Annotated in this window: 10 protein-coding genes and 1 pseudogene; 3 read left to right on the top strand and 8 right to left on the bottom strand. The window is 48.0% G+C overall.

Features of this window, described 5'->3' with window-relative positions; all coding sequences use genetic code 11:
- Positions 1-197: pseudogene (locus A3750_RS26740) on the top strand (RlmI/RlmK family 23S rRNA methyltransferase); the annotation flags it as partial.
- Here A3750_RS26740 and A3750_RS04000 read toward each other — a convergent pair.
- Together A3750_RS04000 and A3750_RS03995 are read right to left on the bottom strand one after the other, a co-directional pair.
- Entirely contained in the window at positions 139-1,062 is a 924-nt protein-coding gene (locus tag A3750_RS04000) for an imelysin family protein (RefSeq protein ID WP_068458649.1), read from the bottom strand. The pseudogene A3750_RS26740 and the gene A3750_RS04000 overlap by 59 nt on opposite strands.
- Before the next feature lie 31 nt (positions 1,063-1,093).
- Positions 1,094-1,750 carry an HAD family phosphatase gene (locus A3750_RS03995; RefSeq protein WP_068458650.1) on the bottom strand — a complete coding sequence of 219 codons (657 nt, stop codon included), beginning with the start codon at positions 1,748-1,750 and terminating at the stop codon, positions 1,094-1,096.
- Between the two features lie 220 nt (positions 1,751-1,970).
- Between A3750_RS03995 and rppH the strand changes: the two genes are divergently transcribed.
- On the top strand, positions 1,971-2,456 hold the full coding sequence (gene rppH / locus A3750_RS03990) for an RNA pyrophosphohydrolase (protein ID WP_068458651.1): 486 nt from the start codon (positions 1,971-1,973) through the stop codon (positions 2,454-2,456).
- Between the two features lie 22 nt (positions 2,457-2,478).
- Positions 2,479-4,782 (top strand): phosphoenolpyruvate--protein phosphotransferase, encoded by a 2,304-nt coding sequence (ptsP, locus tag A3750_RS03985; RefSeq protein ID WP_068458652.1) that lies wholly within the window; start codon positions 2,479-2,481, stop codon positions 4,780-4,782.
- A gap of 85 nt (positions 4,783-4,867) precedes the next feature.
- Here the strand turns inward: ptsP and A3750_RS03980 are convergent, their stop codons facing one another.
- From A3750_RS03980 to A3750_RS03955, 6 genes are all read right to left on the bottom strand, one after another.
- Positions 4,868-5,206, bottom strand: a complete 339-nt coding sequence (locus A3750_RS03980) for a gamma-butyrobetaine hydroxylase-like domain-containing protein (protein ID WP_068458653.1) — start codon at positions 5,204-5,206, stop codon at positions 4,868-4,870.
- Between the two features lie 6 nt (positions 5,207-5,212).
- Positions 5,213-6,550 carry an ATP-dependent protease ATPase subunit HslU gene (gene hslU / locus A3750_RS03975; protein ID WP_068548034.1) on the bottom strand — a complete coding sequence of 446 codons (1,338 nt, stop codon included), beginning with the start codon at positions 6,548-6,550 and terminating at the stop codon, positions 5,213-5,215.
- Positions 6,551-6,563: 13 nt separating this feature from the next.
- The gene (gene hslV / locus A3750_RS03970) at positions 6,564-7,085 is read right to left on the bottom strand and encodes an ATP-dependent protease subunit HslV (RefSeq protein WP_068466014.1); all 522 of its coding nucleotides are present in this window, start codon (positions 7,083-7,085) and stop codon (positions 6,564-6,566) included.
- A 107-nt stretch (positions 7,086-7,192) separates the two neighbouring features.
- A complete protein-coding gene (locus A3750_RS03965; RefSeq protein ID WP_068457543.1) occupies positions 7,193-7,840 on the bottom strand; it encodes an SPOR domain-containing protein in 648 nt (215 codons plus the stop codon).
- Between the two features lie 2 nt (positions 7,841-7,842).
- On the bottom strand, positions 7,843-9,600 hold the full coding sequence (gene argS / locus A3750_RS03960) for an arginine--tRNA ligase (protein ID WP_068466015.1): 1,758 nt from the start codon (positions 9,598-9,600) through the stop codon (positions 7,843-7,845).
- Positions 9,601-9,732: 132 nt separating this feature from the next.
- Positions 9,733-11,940: a primosomal protein N' gene (locus A3750_RS03955; protein WP_068520445.1), complete on the bottom strand. Its 2,208-nt coding sequence runs from the start codon at positions 11,938-11,940 to the stop codon at positions 9,733-9,735.
- Between the last annotated feature and the right edge of the window lie 62 nt (positions 11,941-12,002).

Raw genomic sequence — 12,002 nt, 5'->3', positions numbered from 1 at the left:
TCGTATCCGGCTCGTGTTCGATGCATTTGCAGGAGTCGACGTTACTCGAGATTGTTCGAAAAACTGGCCGAACGCTGGAGAAGGAGCTTCAGTTGATTGAACGTTTTCCTCAGGGGCCGGACCATCCTATTGTTCCAGCTATTCCGGAGACGAACTATCTGAAGGCGATGTTTTTTCGGGTGCTTCCTCAGTCATAGGTGGCGTTTCGCTTTTTTGCAACGCATCAAGGCTGAGCCAAAACGCTTTGATGTGTTTTGCACCCGATTCCCCTGAGTGATCTCTTTCTTTTTCTAGATACTCTTCCATGACGCGCTCATCGTTTAGGAACGCCAAGCGAACCGGTTTTGATTTTTGCCACCAGAGAGTTTGTTGCTCAATGTCGTTTTGCAACTGCGTTGCCAGAAGTGCGAGATATGCTGAGCGACGTTGTGCAGCGAGTTTTTGTTTTTCCGTTCCTTCAATCGTAAATCGACGCCATGCTGCTATTGGGGAAGATGGATCGCCGGTCAGGATAAATTCGTAGGGGTGAAAGCCGAGGGTGAGGTATAGCTCGTCGCTAAATTGGTGCTCGTCCTCAAGCGTCTTAAGGTTAATATTCATCTCGGAATGTATGAGTCCGCTGCTCGGATAGCCCTCAACGCTATCAAGGTAGCCGGGAAGCATTGGAAATGCATCAATTAACAGGTTTGAGGCACTTTGACCTGAGGCAAGGAAAAGCACCGCCGATGCAAGCCGATAAGATTGATGTGCTTTTTGGTATGTTTGAAGTAGGTCTGCGTGTCCTTGCTCGGTTGGTGACGCTAAAAAGGCCTTGGTTTCCGTGTTGAGCGCATTCGCTTGTGTCGCAGCATCAAGAAGCTTCGCCTCAAGTTCCAGAACAAGTGACTTAGAAGGCTTCTCCAGATTTTTGCTGGTCGTCTCAAGCTCCATCTGTGCTTCGAGAGAGGTCTCTACGTTTTTTTCGTGTTCAGAGCTAGTTGGCTTGGCGGGATTGCAAGCACTAAGCATCACGCAGGCGAACGCAAATAGGCTTCTTATCGCGTAGTAACGGGTTGCTGTCATTCGTATTCGCGTTTTCATTGTTTTTGTGTGATTAGTCTCTGAGAGAAATACATTTCCAGTTCTTTTGCTTTGCATGATCCAGAAGTTGCTCATCGCCATCGACGACCATCGGTGTATCCACTAACTCGAGCAGCGGGATATCATTATGTGAGTCGCTGTAAAAGTAGGCACCATGTAGGTCATGTCCAGTCTCTTTTAGCCAGTCTTGTAGGCGGGTTACTTTGCCTTCTTTAAAGCTGGGTACACCCGCACTTTTACCTGTATAGCGGCCATTGACTTGCTCAACTTCGATCGCTAGCAAGTTGTCGATTCCGAATTCGTTTACGATTGGTTCAGTTACAAAGCGATTCGTTGCTGTGATGACGAGCAATGTATCGCCCTTTTTGCGGTGTTCTTCAATGAGCTGCTTTGCTTTTGCCAGCATGATTGGTCGAATGATGGCGGCCATGAATTCTTCGTGCAATGCATCGAGTGTCGCGATGTCATTTTCGGCTAGAGGTGAAAGCGAAAACTCGATGTACTTGTAGATGTCTAGTTTTCCATCCACGTAGTCTTGATAAAATTCATCGTTCTTTTGCTTAAACAGCTCTGCATCGACTATGTTTTTTTCTACTAAAAACTCACCCCAAAGGTGGTCGCTATCTCCTGCGATAAGGGTGTTATCAAGATCAAATATAGCCAATGCCACGTTATCAACTCCGAGTAAAATTCTACAACGTTGCTAAGCATACCAGTTTGCCCAAAAGAGAAAATGAAAAACTCGGAAGGGAGATGTAAATGGCCAAGATTTAAGGGTATACCAAGAGGATTCTCAGCGCCTGGGCACGGATTTGTAGTGACGCTTTCGTTTGCCGCGCCTTATTTTTTCTGAAAGAATGGAAGAAACGATTTTTATGAAAGGATAGGTTGTGATTGATTCTGACGGCTTTCGGCCAAATGTCGGAATTATTCTCGCCAACCAAAAAAACGAGGTGCTTTGGGCGCGTAGGGTCGGTCAAAATTCTTGGCAGTTTCCGCAAGGGGGTATTAAGCCTCATGAGACGCCTGAACAGGCGCTCTTCAGGGAACTGCATGAAGAAGTTGGGCTGATCGAGCGAGATGTCGAAATCATAGCGCAGACCGATGGCTGGCTTCGGTATCGATTACCGAAACGACTGATAAGGCATAACTCTCATCCGGTTTGCATAGGACAAAAACAGAAGTGGTTTTTGTTGCGCATGCTAGGCGAAGACTCGCAGGTTTCGTTTAGCAACGGAGAAGCGCCGGAGTTTGATGGTTGGGAATGGGTTAGTTACTGGTACCCGTTAGGGCAGGTAGTCTCATTCAAGCGGGAAGTATACCGACGGGCAATGAAGGATTTGTCGAGCAATTTGTTTTTACTCGATACTAATTAGAGTTTCTTAGAGGAAGTATTTAATGCTGGCAGTCCTGCGTGGCATAGTACAGGAAGTCAACGCAGCTGCAGACCTGAACGAGGCTTTGCAGCTCATCGTCACGCGTGTTCAAGAGTCTATGAAAACAGATGTATGCTCCATTTATCTGTTGGATGCAAACCAAAATCGCTATGTGTTGATGGCTACTCAAGGGCTAAATGATGATGCCGTGGGTAAGGTGACGCTTGGTTACTCTGAAGGCCTCGTTGGCCTTGTAGGCGTTCGTGAAGAGCCTATTAATCTTGAGCAGGCTCAGGAGCATCATCGCTATAAATATTTTCCAGAGACGGGCGAAGAGCGCTACGAAAGCTTTCTAGGCGTACCGATCATCCATCACAAAAAAGTGCTCGGCGTTATTGTGGTTCAACAAGCGTCTAATAGTCGGCGTTTTGATGAGGGCGAAGAAGCCTTTTTAGTGACTGTTTCTGCTCAGCTAGCGGGCATTATTGCCCATTCTGAGGCAACAAGCGCCTTTATTGGTCCTTCCTTAATCGCCACGAAAGAACAAGATCTTGTTTTCAAAGGTGTGGCTGGCTCTCCTGGTGTCGCCATAGGTCAGAGCATTGTCATGTTTCCTCCGGCTGATTTTGACTCCGTCCCTGAGCGATCAAGTAGCGATATAGATGCGGACTTGAAGCTCTTTGACGGTGCAATCGATTCTGTGCGAGTTGATATCCGTCGAGTTGGCGAACGTTTGTCCAGCCAGTTGCGGCCAGAAGAGCAGGCTTTGTTTGATGTTTACATCGGGATGCTGGATGACAAGGCGTTGGCTGGAGAGGTGCAAGACAAAATCCGTGCGGGATCTTGTGCGCAAACCGCCTTGAAGCATGTCATCAAAGATTACGCGAGCCACTTTGAGATGATGAGCGACTCATATCTACGAGAACGCGCGGTTGACATAAAAGATTTGGGTCGTCGCATTCTCAGCTACTTGCAAGAGCGAGAGGTGGTCGATCAGTCCTACCCTGACAAAACGGTTTTGGTAAGTGATGAGCTGACGCCAACCATGCTTGGAGAAGTGCCGCGAGAAAACCTCGTCGGGCTTGTTTCAATTAAGGGTTCGGGAAGCTCTCATGTGGCGATACTTGCGAGGGCAATGGGCATACCGACGGTTATGGGTTTAGTCGATGTTCCATTGACCAAGCTTGATCAGCGAGAGATGGTCGTAGATGGTTATAACGGCGATATCCTGATCTCTCCTTCTGATGAACTTAAAGATCATTACTCGGCGGTGCTTAATGAGGACCGTGAGCTCGATGAAGACCTCAAGAGCATTATTGACTTGCCGTGTGAGACACTTGATGGTCATCGCGTCCATGCGTGGGTTAACACAGGCTTAATGGCCGATGTAGTACGTTCACTGGATCATGGTGCTGAAGGTGTTGGTTTATACCGGACCGAAGTGCCGTTCATGATCAACGAGCGCTTTCCGAGTGAGTATGAGCAGATGCTTTATTATCGGGAGCAGCTGGAGGCGTTCGCGCCAAACCAAGTCACGATGCGTACCCTGGATATTGGCGGTGATAAATCATTGCCTTACTTTCCTATTGACGAAGAGAATCCTTTTCTAGGCTGGCGTGGTATTCGCGTCACGTTGGACCACCCTGAAATTTTTCTGGTTCAAATGCGCGCCATGCTAAAGGCGAGTCAGGGCCTGAATAATTTGCGAATTATGTTACCCATGGTTTCAAGCGTTAATGAGGTCGAAGAAGCGCTGCATTTGATTTACCGCGAGTATCATGAAGTGAGGTCTGAAGGCTATCAGGTGAATATGCCGCAGGTTGGTGTCATGATCGAAGTGCCGGCGGCCGTGTATCAGGTGCGAGAGCTGGCAGAGCGTGTTGATTTTCTGTCTGTTGGGTCAAATGATTTAACCCAGTATTTACTCGCGGTTGATCGAAATAATCCGCGCGTTGCCTCGCTTTACCATTCTTTTCACCCAGCGGTTTTGCAGGCGCTGAACAAAATCGCTGCTGACTCTAAAGATATGCATGTCCAACTGAGTATTTGTGGAGAGTTAGCGGGCGATCCGGCGGGCGCAGTGCTCTTAATGGCCATGGGATATGACGCGCTATCAATGAATGCGTCTAATCTGTTGCGTGTGAAAGCTGTTCTTCGCGGTATAAGCTTGGCTTGGGCTCAGGACTTGCTCAAGGAAGTGTTATCCCTTGACTCTCCTTACATCGTTCAGAGTGCATTGAATCTCGCGTTGAAAGAGGCTGGCTTTGAGAAGTACTTACGACGCTCTCGTGTGGCTGATGTGAAGTCGTCTCGTGAAAGTCACTAAAGCAGGTCACTAAGGCAAGCCACGGAAGTAATTCACTAGGTGAAGTCAGAAAAGAAAGGCGGTGAAATGCAGCTGTTAGGATGTCTTATCTAGAGCGCCCAGCTTTGTTCAAATCGTTCAGGTATCGCTGCCATAGCAGCTCTTTCTCGACACAAAGCTTACGCAAATAGTCCCAAGTGTATAAGCCAGAGTCGTGCCCATCATCAAAGACCAGTTTTAAGGCGTAATTTCCAGCTTGCTCCACGCCCTTTAGTAATACGTTTTTCTTACCAAACTGCAGGATCGGCTTACCATGACCTTGCACTTCTGCAGATGGCGAGAGCACTCTAAGATATTCAAAGCTTAGCTCGTGGCTAGTACCATCTGGGTACTGTAATAACAGTACCCGAGATTGTTGTTTTGCCTCAACTCTTGAAGGGATCATGGCGCTTTATAGGATGTATTGGCTGAGATCTTCATCTTCGGCGACTTCATTTAGCTGCTCGTCTACGTAGTTTGCTGTTACTTCAAAGTCGTCTCTGACTTTATCGCCTGCATCAAATGAGACTTGTTCCAACAGTCGTTCCAAAACGGTATGTAAGCGGCGGGCTCCGATGTTTTCGGTGCTTTCATTTACCTTCCACGCTATGTGGGCGATGCGATCGATCGCTTCTTCAGAAAAGCTAAGTTCTAGACCTTCTGTTTTCATCAGTGCCACGTATTGGTCGATTAATGACGCGTTTGGCTCGGTGAGAATACGTTTGAAGTCATTGGTGCTAAGGGCTTTTAACTCAACCCTTATCGGCAAACGCCCTTGTAGCTCTGGAATAAGGTCGGAAGGCTTGGCAAGGTGAAAAGCGCCAGAGGCGATAAACAGGATATGATCTGTGCGAACGGGACCGAGTTTTGTTGTGACGGTGCTGCCCTCAATCAAAGGAAGCAAGTCACGCTGCACGCCTTCACGTGACACCTCGCCCGAACCGGTTTCAGAACGTTTGGCTACCTTGTCGATTTCGTCAAGAAAGACAATTCCGTTTTGTTCAACCGCTTTGACGGCTGCCGCTTTGATTTCTTCTTCGTTGATCAGTTTCGCAGCTTCTTCTTGCTTTAATTGTTTGAAGGCATCTGAGACTTTGAGTTTTTTGCTCTTTTTCTTATCCCCTGTCATGTTTGAAAACAGGCTTTGCAGTTGATTCGTCATATCTTCCATGCCGGGAGGAGCCATGATCTCAACGCCGACTGGAGCGCTGCTGAGCTCGATGTCGATCTCTTTGTCATCAAGCTCTCCTTCGCGTAGTTTCTTTCGAAAGATCTGCCGGGTGCTCGACTCTTCTTGGATTTGTTCGTCGACGATTGAGCTGCCGGCGGATCGAGCGGGACGAAGCAGAGCGTCGAGAATGCGATCTTCTGCAAGATCTTCTGCACGCATTTCAACTCGTTTGATTTCTTTCTCTCTGAAAAGCTTCATTGAGTTTTCGGCGAGATCTCGGATGATCGAATCGACGTCTCTACCGACATAACCGACCTCAGTGAACTTTGTCGCCTCAACTTTAACAAACGNAGCGTCAGCAAGCCTTGCGAGCCGGCGTGCGATTTCTGTTTTACCAACGCCCGTTGGGCCAATCATTAAAATATTTTTTGGCGAAACCTCATCTCGAAGATCTTCGTTTAACTGCATGCGACGCCAGCGATTACGCAGAGCAATTGCCACCGCACGCTTGGCTTCATCTTGTCCAATAATATGTTGATTTAGCTCATGTACGATTTCGCGAGGAGTCATATTGGCCATAGTGTTTTGCCCTTTACTTCAGTTCTTTGATGGTGCGTTGGTCATTAGTGAAGACACAAATGCTGGCGGCGATATCGAGACCTTTTTCAACGATATCTCGAGCGCTCAATTCTGTGTTATCGAGCAGCGCTTTTGCGCTTGCTTGCGCAAAGGGGCCTCCTGATCCAATTGCTATCAAGCTGTCCTCTGGCTCAATAACATCGCCATTGCCGGTAATAATGAGCGAGGCATCTTTGTCAGCGACTGCAAGCAGTGCTTCAAGTCTGCGTAATGCTCTATCCGTACGCCAATCTTTTGCAAGTTCTACGGCCGCTTTCACAAGATGACCTTGATGCTTCTCGAGCTTTGCTTCAAAGCGCTCAAACAGTGTGAATGCATCGGCAGTGCCTCCGGCAAAACCCGCAATGACTTTGCCGTTATACAGGGTTCGCACTTTTCGCGCGTTGCCTTTCATAATGGTGTTACCGAGAGAAACCTGGCCGTCGCCGCCAAGCGCGACTTCGCCTTCTCTTCGTACTGATAATATGGTGGTCATGTCTCTCTCCTAAGCTAAAACAGGCGCATCCTTGCGATATGGCCTCTAAGCCATGAATTTCAAGGTGGTAGTTTAAAAATAGGAGTAAAAAAGCAGCGCCGGAAGGCTTACTGCTTTTTGGATTTTTTGACCAGAGGTTGGATATTGATGGCGTAGAGCTTATCAAGCGCCGCGTTCATCTCACTTCTAGACTGAAAGGGGCCCGTTTCAACTCGATGCCAAGTGCTTCCTTTGTCGTTGGTTACCGTTCGGATTTTAGCTTTTAGGCCTTGGAAGGCGATGGTCGCTTTTTGTCGTTCGGCGTCAGTGCTTGAGCGAAAGGAGCCAGTCTGAACCATATAAAGGTACTCTTCTTCGGCGCCTTTTTCTTTAAATGTATAGGCATCCACGGTGTCTGTGTCTACCTCGCTGTTAGGAAGAAGGTCATAAAACTGGAAGCGTGCTTCGGGTTTTATGACGGCTTTTTCTTTTGATTCAGCCTCAGCTTTAGGCTTCGTGCTGTTAGGAGCGGGCTTGCTGATAGCTTGATTGGTCGCGCCATCATCTACCTGAGCTAGTTTATAGAGTGCGAACCCAAAGCCACCAAGAAGGGCTGCGATTAAAAAAAGATGTAAGCCCTTGCCTGATCCAGCGTTATCGACAGTTTTTGTTGCAGACGTTTTTTTCGCGGCAGAACCTGTCTTTGCGGAAGGTTTCTTTTTGCGCTTTGCAGCAGGCTTTTTAGTCGTGCTGGGTTTTGCGTAATCTCGAGTCATGATTACATGCTTTCTGGCGCGCTAACACCGAGTAGATTCAAACCATTCTTGATAACTTGCTGGACTGCGATGCAGAGAGTGACTCGCGCATCGCGCACGTTTTGATCATCGACCAGCACTTTATTGCTGTTGTAATAGGTGTGAAATTCGCTAGCTAGATCTCTTAAATAGTGTGTCATGGTATGCGGTTCCAGCTGCTCTGCTGAGTTGATCAATGTTGACGGATATTGTGTTAGGCGTTTGGCCAAGTCTACTTCTGCATCAACACTGTTGCGAGCTAGCTCTGCAAGGCCGTTTTCTCGATCCACACTGATACTTTCCTCTTCAAGTTTTCGCAGCATGCTAGCGATTCGAGCGTGCGCATACTGAATGTAGTAAACAGGATTGTCTTTACTTTGCGACTTTGCGAGCTCCAAGTCGAAGTCCATATGTTGCTCTGCCTTGCGCGTTACGTAGAAAAATCGGGCTGCGTCTTTTCCGACTTCATCACGCAGCTCGCGGAGAGTCACAAATGAGCCGCTTCGCGTTGACATCTGCACGCGCTCAGTGCCGCGGTAAAGGATGGCAAACTGAACAAGCTTGATATCGAGCTTGTCTGGGTCAAGATCCATCGCCTGCAGTGCGGCTTTAACCCTTGCAATGTAACCGTGGTGATCTGCGCCCCAAACATTAACGACGCGGTCATAGCCACGCTCAAATTTATTCAGATGGTAAGCAATATCAGAGGCGAAGTAGGTTGTTTCGCCATTGTCGCGTTTTACAACGCGATCTTTATCGTCACCAAAGGCTGTCGATTTAAACCAGATGGCACCGTTTTGTTCGTATAGAAAACCATTGGCATCTAGTCTCGCTAGCGCGTCGTCGATCTTATCTGCAAGAGATGCTTCGGAAAACCATTGCTGGTAATGCACACCAAATTCACCGAGATCGTCTCGAATATCATCTACAATGGAATCTCTGCCGGCATTAAATACGATGGAAAAGTCGTTACCGAGCAGAGCTCGAGCTCGTTCAATTACGGCATCGATGTAAAGCTCTTTATCGCCGCCCTCGTCTTCGTCTTTCGGCAAGTTGCCAAAAACCTCTTCAGCGGTTTTACTAAAACGTTCTCCGTGTTCGTCAGAAAGCGCTTTGGCGATGTCATAAATGTAAGCGCCTTTATAGCCGTTTACAGGGAATTTGAGGTCTTCGTTGAAGCTTTCGAGATATCGTAGCCAGACACTGGCGGCGAGAATATTCATCTGTCGACCAGCATCATTGACGTAGTATTCCCGCTCAACTTCATAGCCCGCGGCTTCCAAAAAGTCAGAGACGGTTGCACCATAGGCTGCGCCTCGCCCATGACCGACGTGAAGTGGGCCAGTTGGATTTGCCGAAACGAACTCAACCTGAACACGTTCTTTGCTTTTCGCTTGTGCGCGTCCGAAGCTTTCTTTTTGTTCGAATATATCGTTAAGAACGCTGAACTGCGTTGCGGTACTGACAAAGAAGTTTATGAAGCCGGGCCCTGCAATATCCATTTTCTCGACTTCAGCAGGCGCATGTTCTTCAATTTTCTTGCAAATACTCTCGGCCAGGTTGCGAGGCGCGCTGCCCGCTTGCTTTGCGAGCATGAGGGCGATGTTAGTCGCGAAATCGCCATGACTTTTATCTTTGGTGTTATCAACCATTACCCGGAAGTTGAGATCGGCAGGAAGCGTTTTTTCTGCTTGCAGTTCGTTAATTGCCGTTTCAATAAGTTTTGCGATGGCTTCTTTCATGATGCTCCGGGGGTAAGTGTTGCTGGCTGATATCTTTAGCGATACTCGGCTATAGCGATATTAGGGGCGCGTATTATCTATAATTTCAGGCTTGAGTAAAAGAATCTGCCCGCTTTTCGTTCATCTAAGTAATTAGTTGGTCTCGATCGGGTCTACGTCGATGCTAAGACGCAGATCGCGTTGCTTTAATTGGTGAATGAAATGCAGCGTGTAGTGCTGCGCGATAAAGCGTTGTTTGTTATTTTCAGCAAATACGTGTAAGTAGTAGCGATAGCGATTTTGCTTACGTGAAATGGCTGCGCTAAGCGGACCTGCGATGCAGATCCCGGCAAGCTCTTTGGTCGAGTTTAAGCAGCCTTTTAGCTGGGCAAGGGCTTGTTCGCATCGACCGGCATCAACCGATTCGGCCCTGATAGTCGCCAATTTGCTAAACGGAGGAAGAGCGCAAAGCTCGCGTTCGCGTAACTCGTTTTGCATAAAATTCGTATACTGATGTTGCTTCAGTAACTCAAATAACGGGTGCTCCGGTTGTCGAGTCTGAATGGTGACCTCTCCTTTCTTATCGCCTCGTCCGGCCCGACCTGCAACTTGCAGGAGTTGCTGAGCGCCTTTTTCCATTGCGCGAAAATCAGAACTAAAGAAAAGTCCATCTGCATCAACGACAACAACCAGCGTAACATCGGGGAAATCATGCCCTTTTACGATCATTTGCGTGCCGACGATCAAGCAGGGTTGGCCTTGATGAATGATGCTAGTTGCCTGTTCAAGATCGGCCTGATTCTTGATTTCATCTCTATCCAGGCGCACTAAATCGGTATTGGGGAAGTAATAATGCAGTATCTGCTCGATTCGCTCGGTTCCGGCTCCCACAGCATTTACGTTCGTCCCTTTACATTGCGGGCAGCTACCTACTATTGGGCTTTTATAGTCACAGTGGTGGCAATGAAGTCGGGCAGGTCTTTGGTGCACTGTTGCGCGTGCATCGCAGTTCGGACACTGATATATCCAACCACAATCAAAGCACATCAAACTCGGTGCTAAGCCGCGGCGATTATGGAAAACGATGACTTGATTGCCCTGGTCGATTTGCGTTTTTATTTTGGCAAGAGTGCGAGGGCTAAGAATATCTTTACTCGTTAAGGCTCGCATATCTTCTAACTTTATCGTCGGCATGGCGGCCTTTTTCGCTCTCTGGTTGAGTGTGAGCCAATCAAATCGTCCCTGCTGAGCATTGAGTAAACTGTCTGAAGACGGCGTGGCGCTACCAAGTACGATTGCGCAGTCCTCAAGTTGTGCACGCTTAACGGCTAGATCTCTTGCTGAGTATTTAAAGTTATCTGATTGTTTGTATGAGCTGTCATGCTCTTCGTCAACGATAATGAGTCCAAGCGCTTGCGTGGAAAGGAATATTGCAGAACGCGTTCCGATGAGGACTTTTGCTTGGCCTGTTTTGAGCATCTGGTAAGTGATGAACTTTTCTTTTTCTGTCATGCCTGAGTGGTAGACGGCGACAGGGATGCCTAGCTGGCTTTGAAAGCGCTTGAACGTTTGAGGGGTTAGATTGATCTCTGGAACCAGAACTAGGGCTTGCTTGTCGAGCAGTAAGCACTCTTTTACAGCGGCAATATATACTTCTGTTTTGCCGCTTCCTGTTACACCCTCTAGCAAATGTGGTGAAAAGCGCCCCAGCTTTGCCTTTATGCTAGTAAGGGTGGCGGCTTGCTCTTCATTTAACGTGTAATGATGCGCATCTTCGCTGATCTGCATTGCCTTGCTCGACAGATCGTTTTCTTCCCGCTCAATATAGTCTTGTTGCTCTAGTTTTCTAAGTAGATTGGTGCTGAACCCCATGATGCGAAGTGCATCGTCCCATAACCCTGAGGGAGAATGTTCCAAAGCGTCAAGAGCTGCAATTTGAAGGTGTGCATTGCTTCTGCCCTCAAATGCTTTGCGAGTTCGTCGCCACAAGCTCTTTGTGTAGGTTGGTGCTGCTTTGGGTTTGCGCAGTGCGCTTGGAAGGGCGTTGCTAAATACCTCCCCGATAGGGTGGCTATAGTAGTGTGCTGCCCAAGAGAGCAGGGTGAGCATTTCGCTGCTAAATACGGGCTGCTCTGTAAAGATCATGTCGATGGGTTTCAGTTTTGCATCATCTAGATCACACCTCGTTTTAAGCTCGAGAACAACGCCAACTAGTCTGCGGTTCCCAAAGGGAACGAGCGCGCGAGCGCCAGCGACTGCGTGCTCAGTTTGTACTTTGGTTACGATGTAATCAAAGCCTCCGATGAGAGGAACCGGTAAAGCGATATGCGCGTAAAGCTTGGAATCGTTTGGGGAGTTCATAATCTGGTAGTTTACGCTGAGCAGGTAAGCGGGTCATGTGAAAAACGAACAGTGGGCTGATT

It is taken from the genome of Oleiphilus sp. HI0079 (assembly GCF_001635105.1).
Note: the sequence above shows the minus strand (reverse complement) of the source record. Positions and strands in the feature narration are given on the sequence as shown.

Excerpts from the sequence above, each read along its gene's own strand:
- A3750_RS04000 (WP_068458649.1), bottom strand. The coding sequence starts at position 1,062 with ATGACAGCAACCCGTTACTACGCGATAAGAAGCCTATTTGCGTTCGCC.
- ptsP (WP_068458652.1), top strand. The coding sequence starts at position 2,479 with ATGCTGGCAGTCCTGCGTGGCATAGTACAGGAAGTCAACGCAGCTGCA.
- A3750_RS03980 (WP_068458653.1), bottom strand. The coding sequence starts at position 5,206 with ATGATCCCTTCAAGAGTTGAGGCAAAACAACAATCTCGGGTACTGTTA.
- hslV (WP_068466014.1), bottom strand. The coding sequence starts at position 7,085 with ATGACCACCATATTATCAGTACGAAGAGAAGGCGAAGTCGCGCTTGGC.
- A3750_RS03965 (WP_068457543.1), bottom strand. The coding sequence starts at position 7,840 with ATGACTCGAGATTACGCAAAACCCAGCACGACTAAAAAGCCTGCTGCA.
- argS (WP_068466015.1), bottom strand. The coding sequence starts at position 9,600 with ATGAAAGAAGCCATCGCAAAACTTATTGAAACGGCAATTAACGAACTG.
- A3750_RS03955 (WP_068520445.1), bottom strand. The coding sequence starts at position 11,940 with ATGAACTCCCCAAACGATTCCAAGCTTTACGCGCATATCGCTTTACCG.